This is a genomic window from Sorangium aterium, from assembly GCF_028368935.1.
In the GTDB taxonomy this organism is placed as follows: domain Bacteria; phylum Myxococcota_A; class Polyangia; order Polyangiales; family Polyangiaceae; genus Sorangium; species Sorangium atrum.
Window position 1 is genome coordinate 206,519 of the sequence record NZ_JAQNDK010000002.1, and the last position, 20,594, is coordinate 227,112.

Below are 20,594 nucleotides of genomic sequence, written 5' to 3' on the forward strand. Positions count from 1 at the left end.
GTCTCCGGGCTCGGGGTTCGCACGCCGGGCGAGGGCGGGCCAAGTTTCGGAGGCCGGCCGCCGCGCGCCGCGTCACTGCGGGATCACCTCCTCGGTCTCGCAGACGGGCGTGCCGGCCGCGGAGGACCCCTCGGCGCACCCGAGGCGCACCGCGCGCAGCTGCGAGGCGGACGAGCTCGACGGCCGCTCCGCCCACGCGATCAAGAGCCCGCGATCGCGCTGTGCGAGCATCGACAGGCTGCCTTCGACCTTCCCTCCCGGGAAAAGGGTGCTCATCCAGGTCAACCTGCCATCCGCGTCGAGGCGGCGGAGCACGATCCGGTCCTTGCCGCGCGTGTTCGTCTCGACGACCGCGACCACCAGATCTCCGTCCACCTGCTCGGCGGCCAGCGATTCCGCGACGGGCGTGGAGCACGAGGGGACGGTGATGGGGGGCAGCGCGATCCCGCCCGAAGGCGTCATGCGCGCGACGCGCAGCGCGCCCGGCGCGCCCTCGAGCGGCGCGAGGGTCCAGGCAAGCCACGCGCCGTCGGGGCGTGGGGCCATGCGGAGGCGCGCGACCGGCGCGGCCTCGTGGATCGCCTCATTCGAGGACATCGCGCTGCCGCTGGAGGCGATGCTGATGCCGTCCACGGAGTACCGTCCCAGGTAGATGGTCGTCGCCGGTCCGACGCCCGGGTACTTGACGTCGCACGGAAACCACCCGGGCTGCCAATCGGTGGGCGCGCCCAGCGCGGCGCCGAAGAGCCAGTAGCGCAGCACCCATCCCGTATCCTCTTCATCCACTCGCTTCCACCATGCCGCATCGAAGGCGATGGGCGTTGTTGCGCACCCGCCGTACATCCCGGTCTTCGAGCTGCCCACCCCATTCCACACCGTGCCGACCATCATCGCGTACCGCGGGCCGGGCTCGTAAACCTCGGTGATCGCGAGCTGTTCCGCCCCTGAGGAACGAAACGACACGATGCGTTCGCCGTAGTGCTGGCCGATGTGCTGCGACCATGAAGAGAAGGGCTCGCTGCCCTCGCTCCAGGCGCGCGCGGTCCTGAAAAAGCTGCCTGGCGGCAGGGGATCCGGGAAGAGGGTCGTATAGCGCTCTCGGTAAACGACAACGGACTCGAAGTTGTCGTCATCATCGAGCGGATAGAGCTGTGCCACCGCGAAGGCATCGCCCGGGATGGTCTTGTGTTTTGCGTCCAGCGCCAGCGCCGGCTCGCTGAAGGCGGGCGGCTGCGCTGACCAGGGATCCAGGGCGACGCGCTGGAGAACCCGACTCCCGGCCGGGGTCGCGGACGAGGTGTAGAGATAGACCGGAGCGTCCTTGGCCCCGAGGACCCACTGAGGATCGAGCAGGTCCGTGCCCGGCTGCGCGAGGCTCAGCGCGGGCCCGGCGGGCGCGAGGGCGCCGCAGGCGGCTGCCTCGCCGGCGCCGGACGCCGCGGGCGGTTCCACCACCGAGAGCGCGCGGGGCGGCTCGTCTGGAGCCGCCGAGCACGCCGCGAGCGCAGGGAGAGCGAAGAGTGCCAGCCATTTCCCAGATCGCATCCGGTACCTCCGAGGTAATGGTCGAGGCTGTGTGGCCGCGCCTCGTCGCCGCCATCACCCGTTCTTCGGGACCGGGAGGGTGCGCTCTGGCCCCACGGTCGGGCCCGGGGGGCGCTCTGGCTCCGCGGCTGGGCGGTGTCCGGGGCGCAGGGCCGCTTCACCCCGTACACCGGCCACTCCGCCGCGCGCGGTCGCGCTGTGGTTACAGCCCCGCGGCGAGGAACCGGGCGAGGAAGCCGCGGGTCCCGGCGTTGCCGAGGGAGTTGCACACCGGTGAGGCTGCGCCGATCGGGCAGTCGACGTCGCGGTCGTAGGACCAGTAGTGGACACCGGCGAGGCCCTGGGACCTGGCGAAAGCGGCGGTCTCGTCGACGTCGGTCAGCGTGTAGAGCTCGCCGCGGACGTCGTTGCCGCCGATCATCGGGGTGAGCTCGATGTTGGCGTAGGGCACGCCGAAGTGATCGTGCAGGTTGTACGCGGCCTGGATCGCCGACTGGCCCATGTCGCACTGTCCGCCGGACACGACGCACACGCCGGGACCGGGCGAGCCGTAGTTCATGGTCATCAGGTTGACGGTGACGTAGCTGGGCCAGGTCTCCGCGCTGCCGTCGAAGCCGAAGACGTCGGCCACCGCGGCCATGGCGGTGTCGCCGAGGACGTTGAGGCTCGAGCCGATGTTGCTGCCGAGGGAGCGCGCCGTCGACGCGCCCTCGTTGTTGGCGAGGGTCGCCACGGTCAGGCTGAAGCGCAGGTCCGGGTACGCGGCGTGCGCGGCCTCGAGGCGCTGCACCAGCGCCGCGATCACCTGCGGCGACTGGCCGGCCTCGATATCGAGGTCGACGCCGATCAGGTGCGGGCCGGCCCAGCGATCGAGGAAGGTCGCAAAGCCGGCGTCGGAGCCGCAGGTGAACGAGCCCGCCGCGCCGCCGGTCGACAGGATGTAGTCGACGCCGGCGGCCTCGAGCACGGGCACGTTGGCGGCGGCCATCGCCGCGCCGGGCACGTCGCCCCAGCGCTCGTTGCCGCACTCGCCGGTGGCGAAGGCCAGGCTGACGACGTTGCCGCCGGCGGCCTTGAGGTCGTCGGTGAACACGGTCTGGGTCCCCGACACCTTCGTGGAGATCACGTTGGTGTTCCAGTTCATGTTGACGCCGGTGTCCTTGTAGGGGCCGAACAGGAGCGCGCCGTTCCCGTTGCCGCCGCCGCCATCGCCGCCGCCAGCACCACCGCCGCCGTTGCCGGTGTCGTCGCCGCCGCCGCTGCTGGTGCCGCCGCTGCCGTTGCCGCCGCCGCCGCTGCCGGTGTCGCCGCCGCCAGGACCACCGCCGCCGTCGCCGCTGTCGCCGGGATCGGGATCACCGCCCTTGCAGGTGCCGGGGGTCCACAAGGCCGGCACGGCGGGTGGGGTCCAGCCGGGCTCGCTGGTGTGGCCCTGCACGCACCGGTAGTAGGCGCCTCCGAACTCGACGACGTCGCCGGCGGAGAAGGCGGCCCGTTCGGTCCACGCCGGCGCGCTCGCGCATTGCTCGGCGGTGAGGTGCGCTGCGTCGTTGTCGCTGGCGGCGCACGCGGAGGCGAAGCTCGCCGCGGCGAGCAGGAAGCGGAGGAGGGTGCAGCTCTTCATCGGGTCCTCGTGAAGGGGCTTCGGGTTCGATCCCCGGCCTGCACGAGGATAGAGCGCTGCTCGCGAGCGCGGCACGTCGTGGCCGACCGGTAGGTGGTGGGCTTCAGAGCGGAGCGTGCCGGGAGTCGCCGGGTGAGTTGAAACTCTGCCCCGCGGCTGTCGAGAGGTAGTGGTCGCGTTTGCCTGAAACGCGACCACCCCGTTCCAATAGCGACCACTTCGCCGGAAGCGCGCGGAGCCCGGCGGATCCATGGCCCGCGCGCAATCACCCACCCATGCCCACACCACCGTTGCCCGCGCGTGCAGGCGCCCGAAGTGCCGGCACGCACATTCGAAGGGCATTTACAGGCATGAGATTGCCGGAGCTCTACGATCGTATATCGTATCTATTCAAAATTGTTTTACTTTTTGTCGTCTGCGATCTTGACCTTCATCCGCGGCGATCCATGATTCCCCAGAGCCCGGCGCGCCCGGGGTTCCCGCACCGCGGGGCACCCGATCGCGCGCCGTGTTCGCGACGCGCATGTTGGAGGGCACGGCTGCGCCGTCCACCTAAGGTGGAAGGTGCGCTTCCGCACCTGACTCGCGAGCGCTTGAACCCGCCATGTCCCTGCGGCGTGGCGCTGCGACGGAGACCTGTGCCATGGAACCCATCGATGCACCTGATCCCGACTTGCTCGACAAAGCTCTCAAGACGGAAGTCTACCGACCGCCGACGCGAGAAGGCGAGGAGTTTCCCCTCCAACTCAACAGCAGCGTTCGCATCGACCGGACGGCACGCCCTCCCGTGGTGCCGACGATCCAAGCAAAGCTCGTCGGCCGCTGGCTTCTGGACGAGCACGGGAATAGGTTCCTGGGGTGGGTCTACATCGGCCCGGTCAGCCTCGAACCGTACGACGAGGAGAAACTCGACGGCGAAAGTCTCGACGCTTGGCTCGATCGAGCGCTGAACGCGAGCTGCCTCCGCATGCGCATCACGGATCGGGATAGCGACAACGCCATGATCGAGGTGGATCTCCGAGCCTCCTCGGGCCAGTGCTGACGCCGCTACGCGCGTTGCGTAGCCCGTCAGCGCTTGCGCGCCATGACGCGAAAGAGCCGTTAAACAGGCTGCAATCACGCGCGTCGGCTATGACGGCTGCTGTCCTAGCCTCGCAGAAACGCAGAGAAACATAGGCATTCAGTGCTATCTTGCAGGGTACTTAGCAAAGCGCCCTGCCCCCGGCTGGACTCCGGAAGCAGGGCTGCGAACACCGGACGGTGGCCCGCCCGATGCACCTCGCACGCGCATCATGGGCCCCCCTTCTGGGGAGAGGCAAGGGGCCCGTGCCGAACGTGCTTCCGATGGAGACCCGCGTGCGCATCGCGTCCGCGTTGGTCGAGGGGACGAGCGTGCGTGCTGTCGAGCGCCAGACCGGCGTCGCCAAGAGCACCATCCTGCGCTTCGCCGTGGAGCTCGGTGAGGGCTGCGCGCGCCTGCACAACCGGCTCGTGCAGGGACTGTGCGAGCCCGACATCGAGCTCGATGAGCAGCGGAGCTTCATCGCGAAGAAGGACAAGCGCGTGACGGCGGAGGACCCGGCCGAGTACGGCGATGTCTTCACCTTCACCGCGTTCGCGAGGCGATCGAAGCTGGTGATCTCCTACGCCGTTGGGAAGCGCGACCAGGCGACGACGGACGCGTTCCTGGCCGACTTGCGCGCCCGCGTACTCGTCGTCCCGCAGATCACGAGCGATGGTCTCGCCGTGTACGTGCCTGCCATCGACGCGTCGTTCCGCGGCTGTGCGGACTACGCCATGGTGATCAAGGAGTACGGCTACAACAAGAGCCCGGACCACAAGTACGAGCCCGCGCGCGATGCGCGCTTCATCCGGAAGACGGCCGTCTTCGGCGCGCCCGATCCGAAGCGGATGAGCACGTCCGGCGTCGAGCGGTACCGCCTCACGGCGCGGCACATCAACGGGTGCAAGCGCCGGCTGGCTCTCTCGTTCAGCAAGAGCCTGCGGAGCCACAGCGCCGCCGTGGCGTTGTCGGTCGCGACGTACAACCTGACGCGGGTTCACGCGTCGCTGCGCGTGTCGCCTGCAATGGCCGCGGGGATCGTCGCCGAGCTCTGGTCCGTCGAGGATCTGGTCCGCGCCGCGCTGGCGGAGCCAGCCGCCGCGCCGCCGGTCCCGCAGCCGGCGCAGACCGGGCCCGTCCGGCAGTTGCCCGGGGGCAAGGGGTGGCTCCGGCTCGTCTCGGGCGGTGGTACCCCGTCGACGCCGTCCACACCGCAGCCGCCACCCGCGGCGCGCACGGCGGCCCATCTGGAGCCGGAGCCACCGCCGCCGTCCGAGCCGCCGCCAGCGCCAGGGCCGCGCAGGATGGTACAGCTGAGGTTGTTCAGCGAATCCGAGTGATGTTTCGGTTTCTCGGCCGGAAACCGCTGCCGGGATGTTCTAGCAGCAGAGCAATGGTCCACTGACGGAGATTCAGGTGGTATCTGCCCATCCAGGGGCGGCTCCAATCCGGTTCGGCGACGAGAGCCAGTTCAAAACACCATGCGCATCAATGACGCCGCTTGCCACGTCGTTGACCAACGCCGCTGCTTCATCCTGTTTCGCTATAATCTGGATGCCGTTTGCATCTAGGACACGTAATAGGGCACTCCAGGCGACGCGCTTGTTCCCGTCCACGAAACAGTGGTTCTTGGCGAGGTACACGAGCAGATAGGCGACAGCCACGAGCAGATCGGGCTCTCCGTCCTCCGCCACGTACATCGAAGCGGTGACAGCGCTCCCGATGCTTCCTTCAACGCACCCAGCCTTTGGTGCAATGGATTGATCCCCGCCATAGTGGCGGATAGCGGCCGCGTGCAAGTGAAGCACGTCTTCGACCTCCACGAAGGCCCAATTCAAATCATCGTTCATTGGGCAAGGATCCTCATTGTCTCCGCCCAATTCGTGCGCAGGTGCTCTATCGTGCTCTCGATCGGTACGCGGGTTGGTGGGGTTGCCGCATCTAGAATCCAGACCAGAGATGGCTTCTGCCCGTCGAGTACAGCGGCAGCCACGTCCTTGTGACGCAGCGGAAGTGCGCGCTCTACCTGCTCCGACGACGCCGAGCACCGCACAGTGCGGCTGCTCGTCTTCAGGGTAATGTAGCTTGCGCCAGGGTCGAACCCTACGCTCAAGATCCGGCCAAGAAGTTTGACCAGACGAGCGCCTTGGGCTGGAACCTCTAACAACGATAGCTCACCGAATTGTACATCAGCGAGCACCGTTCCATTGGTCCAGGCCGTGTAGCGCTGAGCGCGTACGCCTGCCGGCAGCGACCGAAGGTATCGACGCACGGAGGCGTTGGCCGGCCTACCCTGGCGCTCGGCGTCTAGATCCTGGACCAGACGCTGGACAGTCTGCTCGCCGAACGTGTCGAAGCTCTGTAGGTGCAGCTGAGATCCTGGCCTGGCCACGCACACGAAGGTCGGCGCGGCGGATCCTTGCTCGATGGAAGCGAGCTCGAGGTCCAGCAGCTTGGCCTCGGCGGCTAGCCGGCCCCCTTTGGTGCCGTATTCCGTATCATCCAGCGCGGACGCAAGGATCCCCGATGCCGTCCGCTGAAGCGCGGACAGCAGGAGCTTGAGGGACTCCCCGAAGGACGAGAGGCTCAGGCGGTGCTGCGCCAGCCCAGGCTCGTCCCCGTCGAAGGTGACCTTCAGCTTGACACCCATGGGGTGCACGCTGGCCGAGCAGGCACCCGGCGTCAAGCCGGGGGCCTTTGAGCGCAGCGACGCGCCCGCGGTCCTCTTGCTGAGCCTGCGCGGCGATCTTACGCGATGCTTCGCCCGGGGATCTTCGTCGTGGCCTGGATGGTTTCCCGTGGCCGTCGAGGCCCGGGGACGGCAGCTACTTGCTGACGAAGTGCCGCTTGATGGCGTCGAGGATCTGCAAGGCGCCGCGGGGCTCTGCAACGGCCTCGCGTTCGGCTCGTGTTCTCGCGCTCATCTGGGCGTCGAGCGCGGCGGCCCAAAGCCGGTCCCGGTTCCACGGGCACACACCGCGGTAGGCATCGAAGATGCGCAGCTTCTCCGAGACGTGGGTCAGATCCCCTTTGGTCAGGGCGGGCTTGTTCCTCGGCGCCTTCGGAGCTTGCAAGCGAGGCGGGCCCGTGCGAGCCGCAGGCGACTGCCCGCCGTCCCGAGCGGGATGCCCAGTATGTCCGCGATCTCGGTGCCGCCGTGGCCGAGCGCGGCCAAGACGAGCACTTCGCGGGCCCAGAGCGGCATCGCGGCGATCGCCATGAGCGCCTCGGCAGCGTCGATGCGTTCGCCGACGTGTCCAGGGTCGATGTGCTCCTCGTCCGTGGCGGCCCACGGGTCGTCGACCGGCACCTCCCGGCGTCGGAAGGCGCGTTCGTGGTAGTGGGTGCAGTGGAACCTGCACACTCCGAAGAGCCAGCGCTTGAGCGCGTCCAGGGGCTCGCGCACAGGGTCCGGTCTGTAGCGCCCGGCCTGGGAGCTCGCCCATGCACCGAGCATCACGTCCTGGAGCACGTCGCCAACGTCGACGGCAGGCACACCGAGGCCGCGCAGGACGCTCCGGATGAACGGCTCCTGCGCGGCGATCTCGGCGATGTTCAGGACGCGAGCGGGGCCAACGTGCGGGCCCCGCCAGGTCATGGGGCACCTCGGCCGCAGTTCGGGCAGCGATCGGCGGCCACGGGGCGGCCCAAGAGCCGCTCGATGGTGGTTCCAGCCGCACGTGCGGCGCGCATGGCGGTGCCGGGCGACCCGGCGTACTTGCCCGAGGCGATCGCACGGAGCGTGCGGGGCTGCATGCCCATGACCTCGGCCAAGCAGGCCCAGGTGCCGTACAGGCCGCGCAGGTTGCGGAGGGCGGCGCGGAGCCGCATGCGCTCGACGTCGGAGAGGGAACGGGTGACGCAGAGGCGGCGGCGCTTGGGCGCACCTTCGCCTTCTTGCTCGCCCGAAGGCGAACGGACTACGGTCAGCATGTCGGACCTCGTGGTTCGGGGTTCGGCCACGCTGCCCGGGGTGTTACCAGCACCCGCGGGTAGCACTACTTCGGCCGGAGCCTACGGCCCGAAATCCAACTGCGACCACCTCAATCACTCAGAGGGGTCAAACGCGACCACCACCTGTCGAGAGGCTCCGGGGATAGCTCGAGCTCTGGCCGGAGATTGGCGGGAGCCGCCGGGGTGAGTTGAAACTCTGCCTGGAAGCTGTCGAGAGGCTGGACCTCCGTACGTGCAGGGCCGCCTGCCGGGTGGAGAGACAAGGAAAACGACGGGCTCGGGTCGATTTTCGTGACCCGATCGGGGTCGCGCTCCCGATTGATCTCCTCGACGGGGCGGAAGGGCGCCGGGCGACGGATCCCCTTCGCGCGGCGCGCTCGGTCCCGGCGGCACGGGGCCATCGTTCACTCGCATTGCTCGCGCGGGGAGGCGACGGCTCGGGTCGAACGCAACCGACAGACTCCCTTTTCGAGGAGACTTCAGGAGGAGAGATAGGCCTGCTGTGACCAAGTCGAAGAAGCGCTCCGCGGCCGCCATGTCAGCTGGAGAGACGACGTATCCCTCGCCCATCTGCTCTCCTGCAGCCGGCAAGAAGGCGCTCGAGGCGCTCGCCCCGGAGCTCGACCGCCTCGCCGAGGGCGTGGGGAGAGCGATGGCGGCGCGAGCGGCGGTGGCGCAGGCGGGGAGGAGCCCGAGCGGACGCTTTCCTCGGAGGGCGTGGACGGAAGCCCTTCGTGAGCCGGGGGTTACCAGCCGCGTGGAGACCCCGGCGGACGGCGCGGAGGGCGCGCGGACACATCGCACGTCGACCCGGGCGCGCGCGGTGGTAGACCCTGGCACCCGGGGGTTCCACCATGATCCATCACCGAACGGTCGCCGTCGCCGGTCATCAAGTCTTCTACCGAGAGGCCGGCGACCCTGCGCGTCCGACTCTGCTGCTCTTGCACGGCTTCCCGACCTCGTCTCACATGTTCCGCGGCTTGATCCCGCGCCTCGCGGACCGCTACCACCTCGTCGCCCCCGATCTCCCCGGCTTCGGCTTCTCGGACGCGCCGGATCGCGCCCGGTTCGCCTGTACGTTCGACCACCTCGCCAAGGTCGTCGAGGGCTTCACCGACGTCCTCGACCTCACCCGCTACGCCCTCTACGTATTCGACTACGGCGCGCCGATCGGCTTTCGCCTCGCGCTGGCGCGGCCCGAGCGCGTGTCGGCGATCATCACGCAGAACGGCAATGCGTACGAGGAAGGCCTGAGCACCGCCTGGGACCCGATCCAGCGGTACTGGCGGGAGCCGACCGCCGCCCACCGGGAAGCGCTCCGCGCAATGCTCACCCCGGAGACCACGAGGTGGCAGTACGTACACGGCGTGCCCGACCCAACGCTGGTCGCCCCGGAGTCCTACACGCTCGACTCCGCCCTCTTGGCGCGCCCCGGCAACGATGAGCTCCAGCTCGACCTGTTCCGCGATTACGCGAGCAACGTCGCGATGTACCCCCAGTTTCACGCCTACTTCGCGGCCCGGAGGCCGCCCCTCCTCGCGGTCTGGGGAAAGAACGACCCCTTCTTCTTGCCCGAGGGCGCCAAGGCCTTCCAGCGCGACAACCCCGACGCCGAGGTCAAGCTCTACGACACCGGCCACTTCGCGCTCGAGACGCACGCCGAGGAGATCGCGAGCGCCATCCGCGACTTCCTCCCCGCCGCTGCGGACGCGCAGGATGGCGGCGAATAGCGGTGCGCCGCCGGAGTCCTCGATCTGCGCGCGCTCGTTGCGCCGATCGGATTTTCAACACATTCTCTCCGTACTCGGCGGCGGCAATCCTCTCGAGCCTCTCCACACGGCCGAGCGGAGCCCTGTAGTGATCCGACGATGGACGACGGGAGCATGATCGACGCGCCGTCGCACAACAGCGGCAGCGCCGTCTGAAAGCTGAAGAGCGCGCACTTGACGTGATGCCGAGTCGACGCGCGGACCCAGCGTCAAGCGGGCTGGCGACCGGGCTCGCGCTCGGGCAGGACAGCTCGTCGCTGGCCGCCGGCGATGGGCTTGACGCTTCGACATGCACGCCTAAAGGCATCGGGTGTCCTCGATCCTCGTTACCGGGGCCGCGGGTCGCGTCGGTGCCGTGGGCCGCAGGACGGTCGAGCTGCTCCGCCGGCGCGGCCTCCAGGTTCGCGCCCTCGTTCACCGCGAAGACGAGCGCGCCGAGGCGCTGCGCGCGACCGGCGCCGAGGTCATCGCGGGCGATCTCACCCGCGCCGAAGACGTCCTCCGTGCCCTCGAAGGGGTCCGGCGCGTCTACTTCGGCCTGAGCGTCTCCACCGAGTACCTCGAAGCCTCCGTCACGACGGCCGCCCTCGCGCGCGACCGCGGCGATCTCGAAGTATTCCTGAACATCTCGCAGATGACCGTGTCGCAGATGAGCGCGACCCGGATGACCGACTCTCCCCAGCAGCGCCAGCACTGGCTCGCCGAGCAGGTGCTCGACTGGTCCGGCCTCCCTGTCGTTCACCTGCGCCCCACGGTCTTCCTCGAAAATCCCTTCTTCCTGGCCTGGGCGGCGGAGTCCATCGCCGAGGACGCGACCATCCGGCTCCCCTTCGGCGCCGGTCGCACGTCACCGGTCGCGGCGAGCGACGTGGCCGAGGTCGCCGCGACCATCCTGGCCGACCCCGCGCCCCACATCGGCAGAATCTACGGGCTGACCGGTCCGCGGTCCGAGGACATGCGAGCCGTCGCGGCGGAGTACTCGAGCGCCCTGGGCCGACCGATCCGCTACGTCGACGTTCCCTTCGAAGAGTGGCAGAGCCGCGTGCTGCTCCCGCGACGATTGCCCGAGCACCTCGCGCATCACCTCTCGACGATGGCCCGGCTCCACGCCCAGAACCGTTACGATCGCCTCACCCACGACGTGGAGACGATCACGGGAAAGCGGGCGACGAGCGTGCGCGATTTCGTGGCCCAGCACGCCGACCTGTTCGCCCAGCCCGCGCTCGCCACCGAGCGGATCTGAGCGAGGAGGCCGCGTTCACTCCACGGCCTGCGGGCGACGAAGCGCCGGATGACGATCGTGCGATCTACGGCTGCGACACCGCGATGACGACGTGCCTCTCACCGCCTCTGGAGCGATGCCGCAGCGCACTTCGCCCTCAAGCACGTTCCCTACCCGGCGACGCTCACCCTCGCGTTCCCGTACCTCGCCGGCGTCACCCCGACGATCCTCCTGAAGTGACGCGTGAGCTGGCTCTGATCATAGAACCCGACGCGCGGGGCGAGCTCGGACGCCCTCACGCCCTGGGTGAGGAGCTGTTGGGCGCGCTGCACACGGAGGTGGGTGAGGTACATGTGGGGAGGCATGCCGATCTGGGCTCGGAAGGCGCGGCAGAGGTGGAACTTGTCGAGGGACGCGTGGGCCGCGAGGTCGTCGAGGGTGATGGGGTCGGCGAGGCGCTCGCGGAGGTACTCCATGGCGCGGCGGACGGGCCGTGTGTGGTCGGTGCGGGCGCTGCTCAGGCGGCCGAAGGTGGCGATGGCCTCGGCGAGGGCGACCTCGAGGGAGAGGCGATCGGCTCCGGCGCAGATGGCGTCGTGGAGGCGGTGGAAGGGGGCGGCGCGTTCGTCCCCGGCTTCGAGGTGGGGAATGGCGACGATCTTGCCCGCGTCGCGGGCGCGGGCGACGTCGTTCGCGGGGAGGACGACGGCGGTGAAGACGGTGGGCCCGTGGAGAGCGAGGTCACGGTGGACGTCGCCGGGCTCCTTGACGAGGATGGAGCCGGGGGGGCTGTGCCACGCGTTGCCTCGCCCCCACCAGTCGAAGCCGCCGCGCTCGATGCGGGCGACGGCGTAGTACTGCTTGACGCCGGTGCGGACGGTCTGGGCGGTCGTGCGGAGGACGCGGAGGCCAGGCACCGAAACGGGAAGCTCGACGGAGTCCGTCATGTCGGGACGGTAGCGCGGGCGGGGGAGCGGGGCTTGGGCATTCTTGGCGGATAGGTCGCGCCAAGAATCGCCTAGTGGGCGCTCGGGGCGGCCGCACACTGGGGCCATGCATGACAAGCTGGTCGCCCTGGTCACCGGGGCAAACAAGGGAATCGGTCTTCAAATCGCAAAGGAGCTCGCCGGGCGCGGCCTCACGGTGCTCGTCGGGTCGCGGAGCCTGGAGCTCGGGGAGGCGGCCGCGAAGAGCCTCGGGTCCGGGGCGCGCGCGGTGCAGCTGGACGTGACGAGCGACGCCTCGATCGCGGCGGCTGCGGCGTGGATCCGGCGCGAGCTCGGGCGCCTGGACGTGCTCGTGAACAACGCCGCGATCTCGCACGCCGGCAAGCCGGGGACGCCGTTCGAGGAGCTGCTGAAGGCGAGCCGACCGAGCGTGGCGCCCGTCGCCGAGGTGCGGGCGGTGTTCGAGACGAACGTGTTCGGGGTGATCGCGGTGACGCAGGCGATGCTGCCGTTGCTCCGCGAGGCGCCGGCGGGGCGGATCGTCAACGTGTCGAGCGAGGTGGGGTCGCTGGCGAAGCAGTCCGATCCATCGAACCCGCATCGGCTGCCGAGTGCGGCGTACGTGCCGTCGAAGACGGCGCTGAATGCGATCACGGTGGCGTTCGCGAACGAGCTGGAGGGGACGCGGATCAAGGTGAACGCGGCGTGCCCGGGGTTCACCGCGACGGATCTGAACAATTTCAGGGGGACGCGCAGCGTGGAGCAAGGGGCGCGCGAGCCGGTGCGGCTGGCGCTGCTCGACGCGAACGGGCCGACGGGCACCTTCTCGAACGAGGACGGACCGCTGCCCTGGTGAACGAGGTGGCCCGGCGCCCGTCGCGGGACCGGGCTCGGCGGGTCAGCTCGCGCTGGGGTCGGCGACGCGGCCGACGAACAGGATGCTGCCCGTCGCGTTGTCGCGGATGAGGAACAGGAAGGGATTCACGAGCGCGAGCGACGCCGGCTGGGGCGCCGACTCGTCGCCGACGATGACCGCGGTCGCGGCCGCCGCCTCGGTGCCGGCCTCGTTCACGCCGACGAACGCCTTGTGGATGACGTCCTGGATGTAGGGCTGTCCGCCGGAGTTGATGCCGGTGAAGTCCGCGACCCCCGGCGTGAACGCGATCTCCATCCCCATCGTCTCCAGCGTCTTCTTCAGGCTCAGCTCGTACTCGAACTTGAACCTGGGCATCGTGGTGTCGACCAGGTGCTCGCTCATCGCGCCGGTGATGGAGTCGACCTTCGCCGCGTCGAGCGACGCCTCGAACGCGTCGAGCGTGCCCTTCGCCGGCAGGAGGATCACCATCGACAGCTCGTCCCCGTCGTAGGGCATCGCGACCGCCTGGTAGCCGTCGCCCTCGGCGTAGGGCATCTCCAGGCTGCCGCGCATCAGGGGCACCGTCACCTCGGTCCCATCGGCCGTCTCGAACGGGCCGTCCTCCGTCGCGGTGGGCTCGAACGGGGTGCGCCACGCGGCGTTGAAGTAGATGGCGTTCGTGAGGACCAGCACCGTCTCGGCGGTGATCGCCTCGACGGGCACGAGCTTTTCGATCTTGCCCTCGGTCTGGTCGCTGACCCAGCCGTTGATGAGATCGACCGACTCCTGCCGGTGGCCCACGAAGTCCACGACGCGCATTCCAGCGCCGTAGTGCAGCCCGAGCGTGTCCAGGAAGGGCGCCTCGAACGAATAGCCGATCTGTCCCCAGAGCGCGTTCACGACGTTGAGGCGGAAGCCCTCTCCATCGGCGCCCTGGGCGCCCTGACCGCGGCTCTCGAGCTCCTGGTCGATCCAGTTGAACGCCGGGTGGAGCTTGTCCTGCCCGAGGTCGAAGCGCAGCGTGTCGGCCATGGCCGTCTCGGTCTCGCCCTTCGCGCCGGCCCACGTCATCGCGAGCGCCGTCGAGATGCTGTAGGGCGAGTAGAAGACGTTGCCGGGCTCCTGGCGGAGCTGCTGGTAGAGGTCGAGCGCGAACGCGGAGTTGCCCGAGACGAGCGCGGTCTTGTCCTCCGAAGGGACGTCCGGGCTCGAGATGCGCTGCTTGTCCGAGGCGATCACGCAGATGGCCCTGTCGGAGTCGCTGCACGCCTCGTCCCCGATGTCGGGGTTCGAGCTCGTACCGGCATCGGTGGACGTCTCGCAACCGAGGATCGCGGCGAGAGACAGGACGAGGAGCGGAGCGCAGGTTCGGATGGTTCGCTGCATGCCGCCCCGCCCAGCATCGGCCGTGCCGCGCCGGCCCCGATCGCGGGCTCGTGTGTTTCCGAGGCGAACCGCGCGGAGCGACCTGGCCGCCGCGCGCGGGCGCCCCCGAACCCTGACATCCGGCGAACGGCTGGCCCGTTCTGGCACAAGAGGCCCTGTCAGAGCCCGGAGCTGGCTCGCTCACCAGAAGCCCCGCAAGGCGCCTCAGCGCGCCGCCAGCATCCAGGCCGGCGCCCACCAGTAGCGATGGAGCAGCCGGCGGTCGACGCGCCCGAAGCCGGCCTCGCGCAGCAGCGCCGCCCAGTCGTCGATGGGGTGCTCGAACGTGGTGCGGGTGGCGCCGCGGTCCACATAGCCGAAGAGCACCGGCATCAGGAAGCCCTGCGCGACCGTGTCGAGATCGGCGCCGGCGTACTCGGCGAGCCCTTCACGGTAGCGCGCGAGCACGTGCCGCGCGGTGTCCGGCGCGAGCGGCTCGTCCATGCGCGGCGCGTCGAACTCGGCGACGAGCAGCAGATCGCAATGCGCGCGCGCCCAGCGGAGAAGCGCCGGCCTCTCGGCCGGAGCGATCGCGTGCAGGCAGAAGGTCGCCTGCGCCACCGCCCAGCGCCGCGGCGCCATGCCGGGGTCGGCGGCGAGATCCTGGAGTCGCCCGCCGAAGGCCTCGAAGTCGACCCCTCGCGCGGAGAGCGCTGCGGAGCAACGCTCGAGCAGCGGCGCCGCCGGCTCCGCCACGGTGACCCGCCGCACCGCCGGCGTCAGCGCGGGCAGGAGCGCCAGTCCATCGCCCGCGCCGATATCGAGCAGGTCGAACGGCGCCTCCGGGTACTGGCCCGCGAGCGCCGCGCTGGTCTCCCGGTAGAGCGGCACATTGCCGCCGCCGCGGATGAAGGCGGCGAACCCCTCCGCGGACACGTAGACATTGCGCTTCCCCTCCCGGGCGACCCGCGCGAGGTGCGCCGCGGCCGCCTGGAACAGGATGTCTCCCGGCGAGGCCGCCGCGGCGCGGGCGGCGAACGCTGCGGCGTCCGCGTAGCGCTCGTCGGAGAACGCCAGCATCGCGAGGTAACAAAGGCCCTCCGGCGACGGCGCGGCGACGGCGGCCGCGGCTGCGTCGAGCCCGGCGGCGCGGTGGCGATCCCAGATCCTGTCCAGCATGGCTCTGCCCCTTTTTCCCACTGGTTCCCGGCGCGGAAGCTCGCCTCCGGCCAGGCTACCTCGCGGGCGGGCTGGGCCGGACGATGAACGGCAGCTACGCGGAGTATACCCGCGCCCCCGTGATGAACGTAGCGACCATCGAGTCGAACCTTTCGAACCGACACCCTGGGCGAGCGCGACGTGCTCCGCGGCGCGGGCCTCGACCCCGAGCTTCTGGACTCGGGCTGCTCGGGATGGCGGGCGCCTTCGGCTTCGCGGCAGGCGTGGCTCCCGGCGGCGAGCGCGGCCGCCGCGGCGCTCGCGGTGGCCGGGCTGTTCGGGCGGTTCGGCGCGCGCGCGGCGTGGGATGAACCGCCGCCAGGTGGCTCGACGCCGCGAGGGTCCGGGCGGCGTGGACGTTCAGGAACGCTACCGGGCGTGGGCGCAGAGGATGGCGGCGCCGCCGCGGCCGCACACGTCGACCGCGCCGTCGCCGTCGAGGTCGGCGAGCTCCAGCGTCATCCCGTAGCGGTCGACGCCCCAGCCCGCGACGTCGGTGTAGTCCTGCGGCAGGATCCGGCGGACGTGGTCGAGCCCGTTGCCGCTCGACAGGCCGCAGACCAGGCCTGTCGGGCTGCGGCCGCACACGTCGGCGTAACCATCTCCGTTGACGTCGCCGAGGCGGATGGATCCGTAATCGGCGCGCGACGCGCCCCAGCCGGTCGGCGTCCCGGCGTCGGCGAAATCGTTCCGCAGCGACCACCTGCGCGGGTTCTCGAAGCCGCCGCCGGCCTTGCCGGTGGCGCAGAAGATCTTGCCGCCGCCGCGGCCGCACACGTCGGCGCGGCCGTCGCCGTTGATGTCGCCGAACGCGATGGTCATGCCGTACCGCTCCGCGCCCCAGCCGAGCGAATCGAGGTACTCGGTGCCGAGCCACGTGGCGGCGGGCTTGAAGGCGTGTTGCCGGTTGTTGATCGCGCACTGGATGCCGCCGGCGCCGCGGCCGCAGACGTCGGCGTAGCCGTCGCCGTCCACGTCCACGAGGCGCAGTGAGCCGTAGTACTGCGCGCCGGCCGCGAACTCGGTCGCGTTCGAGAACGACGACGTCCAGGCGCGGAAGTCGGGCACGAACGCGGTGCCGGTCGCGTTCGCGGTCGCGCAGAAGATCCCGTTGCCGCCGTGGCCGCAGGCGTCGGCGCGGCCGTCGCCGTTCACGTCCCCGAGCATGAGCGTCATGCCGTGCATCTCGGTGGCCCAGCCGCGCGCGTCGCTGAACTCTTCGGTGTAGAGCGCGAGAGCGCCGAAGCTGGCGCCCCCTTGGTTCAGGGCGCAGTAAACGCCGTCGGGGCGGCGGCCACAGACGTCGGCCAGGTGATCGCCGTTCACATCGCCGAGCCGGACCGAGCCATAGTAGAACGAGTACAGCCCGTAGCGGCCGGACGCGTCGCTATCGCTGAGCAGGCCGCCGCTCGTCCAGGCGGCCACCGGGCCGAAGCGCGGGGTCCAGCTCTGCTGCGGGACGACCTCCAGGCCACCGCCGCTCGCGGGCTGCGCGACGCAGTCCCAGACCTGGACGACCGTGCCGTTGGCCGGATCGGCGCCCCTCACGTCGAGGCACTTGCCGTCCAGCCCGCGCAGCATGCCGTCGCTGGTCAGGGTCCACTTCTGGTTGGGCACGTCGGCGCAGTCCCAGATCTGGACGGGCGTGCCGTTCGTGGTGTCCGCGCCGAGGAGATCGACGCATTTGTTCGCGCCGGCGAGCTGGATCTTACCGCCCGTGAGGGTCCATTTCTGATGCGGCACGTCGGCGCAGTCGCGGATCTGGAGCGTGGTGCCGTTCGTCGCGTTGCCGCCCGGGAGGTCGAGGCACTTGTCCGAGAGGCCGGCGAGCCACCCGTGGGCATAGGTGACCTGGGCGCTCGAATACTGGCTGCCCCGCCATGAGCCGTGCGCGCCGTCGCCGTAGGTCGAGCAGTCGCGGATATTCTCGTCGTGCTCCGCATAGGTGCAGAAGACGTCGGTCTTGTCCGCCTTCTGCCGCGCCGAGAGGTTCTCCTCCTCGTTCGCGATGTTGTAGTCGCGGTGCACGACGAGCTGATGCGCCCCCGCATAGGCGTGGTGCGCGTTGAACGCGAACTTCCCCGCGTGGATGTGATCGGGGTGGCCGCCGCCGTACAGGTCGCTCAGGTCCTGGATGTGCATGCGCGTCGGGCCGAAGCTCTGCACGAGCGAGCGTAGGACCGCGCCGAGCTCACCCTTCGTGTAGGTGGTGCCGGCGCAGCTGCCCCAGGTGCCGAGCACCGGGACCGTATAAGCGCCCGTGGCGTCGTTCCACAGGTTCCTCAGGCTCGTGTTACCCGGGCGGTTACAGTCGGTATCGCCCGAGGGGGAGGGGAAGCCGTCGCCGCTGCCGCCGTTGGGCAAGCGCAGGAAGACGACGGAGACGCGCTGGTTGCCGTCGAGCGTGAAGCGATAGGTGGGTTTTCCCTGTACCGTGTCGACGCTTTCGGTCCAGCTGTTGACCACGCCGGCCATGAGCGCATAGGCCTCGCGGATGCCCGCCTCGCGCCCGTCCTTCCAGTAGGCGCTGGTTTTGCCGGCGTCGCCGGCCGTGAGATAGACGGTGCGTACGGTGTGCCCGGCGCGGATGCTCTCGGGCACGTCCGGGCTCATGAAAAGCAGGTCGTCGTCCTCGTGGGCGACCATGTAGAGGTCCCTAAACTGGGGCCCTGTGGGGAGCGTGAGCGCCCCGGCGGCCTCCCCCGATTCGTCGTCCGGCGCGTCGTCCTTGGCGGCGTAGCACCCGATGGCGAGCGGGCTCGATCCGAGCAATCCAACGAGGAGGACGCTGCGCGCTGCGGCGCGCTGCCAGCAAGAGGGAGACTCGGTCTGTTTCGACATGGCTACTCCTGCCTTTGAGCCCGGGGGTCGCGAGGCGAGGAGATGCAAGAGCATGATGCGTGCCGCTGCGATGGACGTGGAATTGGCGAGGAGCCTGCGGGATTCTGCGGAGAGCGGAGACGAGGAGGCTCGCCCAGCCGGCCAGTGGCCGGCAGGTGGACTGGCCGCGTGACCGAGGCTGCGCAGCATGGGCAAGAACAGGCCGCGCAGGTGTGGAACGTACGGTGCCATCTGAATCATTCAACCCTACAACTGCGCCAGTGCCCCGGTGAGCATTTTAATTCTCCGGAGGGGGGCTCGACAGGCTCTGGTCTGAATTTTAATTCTCCCGGGAGGCTCTCGGTAGCCTCCGGTCTGAATTTCAATTCTACCGGGGGGTGCGAGCCCTATTCGGCTTTCTCAGGCTGCACCGGCACGAATTGTTCGATGAGACGTTTCAGGAGCAGCTGGAGAGCATGTACCGGACCACGGGAGCAGGTGAACCGCCGCATCCGCCGGCGCTGATGTGCATGGTCACGCTGCTCCAGGGTTACTCTTGGTGGCGTGCGAGATCAGCGCACGGATGGCTTCCGCGGAGGCACGGAATCCAAGGGCGCGGAGCGACCGATTCCTGAAGGCAAACACGGTGAAGCATCGCACCATGTCGCTCTACAACCAGGGCTGTTACTGGTACATGGCCATCCCGGAGATGAGGGAGGAGCGACTTGTCGTGCTCATGGACGCATACGCAGAAATCCTCCAAGAGTATGCGTTTATCCGCGAAATCACTGGTGTAATTTGAGGGGATGCGTCGGCAGGCCAGCGCCATTCCCCGGATCGACCTCCGCGGGCTATGCAAGCATCGAGTAACGCTGCTCGGCCGCGAGGCACGGGGCCGGGTCGAGCCCGAGCTCGCGGCGGACGAGGTTCGCGCCGCGCACCAGCGACACCATCTTGTGAAAGGCGTGCATCCGGCTCATGCCCTGCCGGCCGAAGCCGCAATCGCTGCTGAGGATCAGCCGCTCCGGCTCGATGAACCGGAGCGCCTTGCGGATGAGCCCCGCGACCTGCTCGGGGGTCTCCACCTCCAGGCTGCGGTGGTGCACGACGCCGATGCAGACCTTCTTGTCCTTGCCGACGGCCTGACCGATCGCCGGGAGCGCCGCGCCTCCGTCGCTCGCGGCCTCGAAGGTGATGACGTCCACGTCGAGCCGGTCGAGCAGCTCCAGCGCGCCCTCGTAACCGCTCGTCGCCACCTCCACGCGCTGCGCCGCCGGGTTGCCCCAGCACGTGTGCACCCAGACCTCGGTCTTGTCGCGCAGCCCGGCGACCTCGCGGTTGAACGCGTCGATGTAGAGCTCCGTGCCCAGCTCGGCGCCCTGGTCATGACCGGCGATGTAATGGAGCAAGGGCTCCTCGAGCTGGACGACGGGGCACCCTGCGTCGGCGACCTCGTGCAGCTCCTGGTTGAGGCTGTCGGCGATCGCGAAGAGCAGCTCGCGGCGGCTCGCGTAATGCTGGTTGAGGACGACGACCTCCAGGAGCTGGCCGCAGCAGGCGCCGAACTTCATCGGCCTGTGGGTCATGCGCTGCGCCGCCTTCCAGACGCGCGCGTACTCCAGCCCTCCCCGGCCGACCGGGCCGCGAACGAAGAAGGGGAGGCGAGCCTCCATCACCTCGTGGAGGATGTCGCCTGCGGCCCTCTCCCTCGGCGACGTCCAGGGCTGGGGCCGGAGGCCAGGATCTTCCAGGCCTTCCATGCGCTCGGCCACGTAGCTGAACCAGGAGCGGCCGCCGACATCCATATCGAAGCGGGCGTCGCCGTCGGTCAGGATATCGAGGCCTGCCCGGATCTGATCGGTGATGTGCGCGGCGAGGGTGTCGGTGTACTGCTCCCTGAACACGAGATCGGCCATGGCCATCGAGAACCTGCGGCCCGCGAGGTTCGCGACATACCATGACGGCCGCGGCAGAGAGCCGGTGATGGTCGTGGCGAGAGGCGTGTGCTTCGTTGCCTTGATCATGGAAACCTCGTTCGCGTGCGCCTGCAGCGCGCCGCGGATGCTAGCCGACAAGACAAGCGTGAGCGAGCCGACACCTCGACCATGCCTGCACAGCCTGGTCGCTCAGGAGCCGTGCGCTCTCGAGCAGCGCTCGATCATCAGCGACAGGGAGGCATCAGCGACAGGGAGGCATCAGCGACAGGGAGGC

The 20,594-nt window shown here is 69.4% G+C and carries 17 protein-coding genes; 6 read left to right on the forward strand and 11 right to left on the reverse strand.

Translation table 11 applies throughout. From position 1 onward, the window contains the following. Positions 1–72: 72 nt before the first annotated feature. Positions 73–1,545, reverse strand: a complete 1,473-nt coding sequence (locus POL72_RS15670; protein WP_272096130.1) for a hypothetical protein — start codon at positions 1,543–1,545, stop codon at positions 73–75. Between the two features lie 202 nt (positions 1,546–1,747). Further along, positions 1,748–3,169, reverse strand: coding sequence for a carbohydrate-binding protein (locus tag POL72_RS15675; protein ID WP_272096131.1), 1,422 nt, complete (start codon positions 3,167–3,169; stop codon positions 1,748–1,750). 643 nt (positions 3,170–3,812) lie between these two features. Between POL72_RS15675 and POL72_RS15680 the strand changes: the two genes are divergently transcribed. Together POL72_RS15680 and POL72_RS15685 are read left to right on the forward strand one after the other, a co-directional pair. Continuing rightward, positions 3,813–4,211 (forward strand): hypothetical protein, encoded by a 399-nt coding sequence (locus POL72_RS15680; protein WP_272096133.1) that lies wholly within the window; start codon positions 3,813–3,815, stop codon positions 4,209–4,211. Between the two features lie 230 nt (positions 4,212–4,441). Beyond that, on the forward strand, positions 4,442–5,572 hold the full coding sequence (locus tag POL72_RS15685) for an IS1 family transposase (protein ID WP_272096135.1): 1,131 nt from the start codon (positions 4,442–4,444) through the stop codon (positions 5,570–5,572). A 72-nt stretch (positions 5,573–5,644) separates the two neighbouring features. Here the strand turns inward: POL72_RS15685 and POL72_RS15690 are convergent, their stop codons facing one another. The 4 genes from POL72_RS15690 to POL72_RS15705 form a co-directional block, all read right to left on the reverse strand. After that, the gene (locus POL72_RS15690; RefSeq protein WP_272096137.1) at positions 5,645–6,082 is read right to left on the reverse strand and encodes a type II toxin-antitoxin system death-on-curing family toxin; all 438 of its coding nucleotides are present in this window, start codon (positions 6,080–6,082) and stop codon (positions 5,645–5,647) included. After that, positions 6,079–6,882, reverse strand: a complete 804-nt coding sequence (locus POL72_RS15695) for a hypothetical protein (RefSeq protein ID WP_272096139.1) — start codon at positions 6,880–6,882, stop codon at positions 6,079–6,081. The genes POL72_RS15690 and POL72_RS15695 overlap by 4 nt, the downstream gene beginning before the upstream one ends. 384 nt (positions 6,883–7,266) lie before the next feature. Beyond that, positions 7,267–7,830, reverse strand: coding sequence for an RNA polymerase sigma factor (locus POL72_RS15700; RefSeq protein WP_272096140.1), 564 nt, complete (start codon positions 7,828–7,830; stop codon positions 7,267–7,269). Then, the gene (locus POL72_RS15705; protein WP_272096141.1) at positions 7,827–8,165 is read right to left on the reverse strand and encodes a helix-turn-helix domain-containing protein; all 339 of its coding nucleotides are present in this window, start codon (positions 8,163–8,165) and stop codon (positions 7,827–7,829) included. The genes POL72_RS15700 and POL72_RS15705 overlap by 4 nt, the downstream gene beginning before the upstream one ends. Before the next feature lie 875 nt (positions 8,166–9,040). Between POL72_RS15705 and POL72_RS15710 the strand changes: the two genes are divergently transcribed. Together POL72_RS15710 and POL72_RS15715 are read left to right on the forward strand one after the other, a co-directional pair. Further along, positions 9,041–9,916 carry an alpha/beta fold hydrolase gene (locus POL72_RS15710; RefSeq protein ID WP_272096142.1) on the forward strand — a complete coding sequence of 292 codons (876 nt, stop codon included), beginning with the start codon at positions 9,041–9,043 and terminating at the stop codon, positions 9,914–9,916. Between the two features lie 349 nt (positions 9,917–10,265). Further along, on the forward strand, positions 10,266–11,198 hold the full coding sequence (locus POL72_RS15715; RefSeq protein ID WP_272096143.1) for an NmrA family NAD(P)-binding protein: 933 nt from the start codon (positions 10,266–10,268) through the stop codon (positions 11,196–11,198). Positions 11,199–11,347: 149 nt separating this feature from the next. Here POL72_RS15715 and POL72_RS15720 read toward each other — a convergent pair whose 3' ends face one another. Beyond that, positions 11,348–12,124, reverse strand: coding sequence for a helix-turn-helix domain-containing protein (locus POL72_RS15720; protein WP_272096144.1), 777 nt, complete (start codon positions 12,122–12,124; stop codon positions 11,348–11,350). A gap of 106 nt (positions 12,125–12,230) precedes the next feature. Here POL72_RS15720 and POL72_RS15725 point away from each other — a divergent pair, with 106 nt between their 5' ends. Next, a complete protein-coding gene (locus tag POL72_RS15725) occupies positions 12,231–12,980 on the forward strand; it encodes an SDR family oxidoreductase (RefSeq protein WP_272096145.1) in 750 nt (249 codons plus the stop codon). Positions 12,981–13,022: 42 nt separating this feature from the next. Here POL72_RS15725 and POL72_RS15730 read toward each other — a convergent pair whose 3' ends face one another. The 3 genes from POL72_RS15730 to POL72_RS15740 form a co-directional block, all read right to left on the reverse strand. Continuing rightward, complete coding sequence (locus POL72_RS15730; RefSeq protein WP_272096147.1) at positions 13,023–14,366, reverse strand: serpin family protein; 1,344 nt, start codon at positions 14,364–14,366, stop codon at positions 13,023–13,025. Between the two features lie 204 nt (positions 14,367–14,570). Then, entirely contained in the window at positions 14,571–15,524 is a 954-nt protein-coding gene (locus POL72_RS15735; protein ID WP_272096148.1) for a class I SAM-dependent methyltransferase, read from the reverse strand. Positions 15,525–15,932: 408 nt separating this feature from the next. Next, positions 15,933–18,404, reverse strand: coding sequence for an FG-GAP-like repeat-containing protein (locus tag POL72_RS15740; RefSeq protein WP_272096149.1), 2,472 nt, complete (start codon positions 18,402–18,404; stop codon positions 15,933–15,935). A 640-nt stretch (positions 18,405–19,044) separates the two neighbouring features. Between POL72_RS15740 and POL72_RS15745 the strand changes: the two genes are divergently transcribed. After that, positions 19,045–19,185: a hypothetical protein gene (locus tag POL72_RS15745; protein WP_272096150.1), complete on the forward strand. Its 141-nt coding sequence runs from the start codon at positions 19,045–19,047 to the stop codon at positions 19,183–19,185. A gap of 49 nt (positions 19,186–19,234) precedes the next feature. On the opposite strand, the gene POL72_RS15750 is transcribed toward POL72_RS15745, so the two are convergent. Continuing rightward, on the reverse strand, positions 19,235–20,407 hold the full coding sequence (locus POL72_RS15750; RefSeq protein ID WP_272096151.1) for a cobalamin-independent methionine synthase II family protein: 1,173 nt from the start codon (positions 20,405–20,407) through the stop codon (positions 19,235–19,237). Positions 20,408–20,594: the final 187 nt, after the last annotated feature.

What these genes read in the sequence shown, in the direction of transcription:
- POL72_RS15670 (WP_272096130.1), bottom strand. Translation starts at nt 1,545, where the DNA reads ATGCGATCTGGGAAATGGCTGGCACTCTTCGCTCTCCCTGCGCTCGCG.
- POL72_RS15675 (WP_272096131.1), bottom strand. Translation starts at nt 3,169, where the DNA reads ATGAAGAGCTGCACCCTCCTCCGCTTCCTGCTCGCCGCGGCGAGCTTC.
- POL72_RS15680 (WP_272096133.1), top strand. Translation starts at nt 3,813, where the DNA reads ATGGAACCCATCGATGCACCTGATCCCGACTTGCTCGACAAAGCTCTC.
- POL72_RS15685 (WP_272096135.1), top strand. Translation starts at nt 4,442, where the DNA reads ATGCACCTCGCACGCGCATCATGGGCCCCCCTTCTGGGGAGAGGCAAG.
- POL72_RS15690 (WP_272096137.1), bottom strand. Translation starts at nt 6,082, where the DNA reads ATGAACGATGATTTGAATTGGGCCTTCGTGGAGGTCGAAGACGTGCTT.
- POL72_RS15695 (WP_272096139.1), bottom strand. Translation starts at nt 6,882, where the DNA reads ATGGGTGTCAAGCTGAAGGTCACCTTCGACGGGGACGAGCCTGGGCTG.
- POL72_RS15700 (WP_272096140.1), bottom strand. Translation starts at nt 7,830, where the DNA reads ATGACCTGGCGGGGCCCGCACGTTGGCCCCGCTCGCGTCCTGAACATC.
- POL72_RS15705 (WP_272096141.1), bottom strand. Translation starts at nt 8,165, where the DNA reads ATGCTGACCGTAGTCCGTTCGCCTTCGGGCGAGCAAGAAGGCGAAGGT.
- POL72_RS15710 (WP_272096142.1), top strand. Translation starts at nt 9,041, where the DNA reads ATGATCCATCACCGAACGGTCGCCGTCGCCGGTCATCAAGTCTTCTAC.
- POL72_RS15720 (WP_272096144.1), bottom strand. Translation starts at nt 12,124, where the DNA reads ATGACGGACTCCGTCGAGCTTCCCGTTTCGGTGCCTGGCCTCCGCGTC.
- POL72_RS15725 (WP_272096145.1), top strand. Translation starts at nt 12,231, where the DNA reads ATGCATGACAAGCTGGTCGCCCTGGTCACCGGGGCAAACAAGGGAATC.
- POL72_RS15730 (WP_272096147.1), bottom strand. Translation starts at nt 14,366, where the DNA reads ATGCAGCGAACCATCCGAACCTGCGCTCCGCTCCTCGTCCTGTCTCTC.
- POL72_RS15735 (WP_272096148.1), bottom strand. Translation starts at nt 15,524, where the DNA reads ATGCTGGACAGGATCTGGGATCGCCACCGCGCCGCCGGGCTCGACGCA.
- POL72_RS15740 (WP_272096149.1), bottom strand. Translation starts at nt 18,404, where the DNA reads ATGTCGAAACAGACCGAGTCTCCCTCTTGCTGGCAGCGCGCCGCAGCG.
- POL72_RS15745 (WP_272096150.1), top strand. Translation starts at nt 19,045, where the DNA reads ATGTCGCTCTACAACCAGGGCTGTTACTGGTACATGGCCATCCCGGAG.
- POL72_RS15750 (WP_272096151.1), bottom strand. Translation starts at nt 20,407, where the DNA reads ATGATCAAGGCAACGAAGCACACGCCTCTCGCCACGACCATCACCGGC.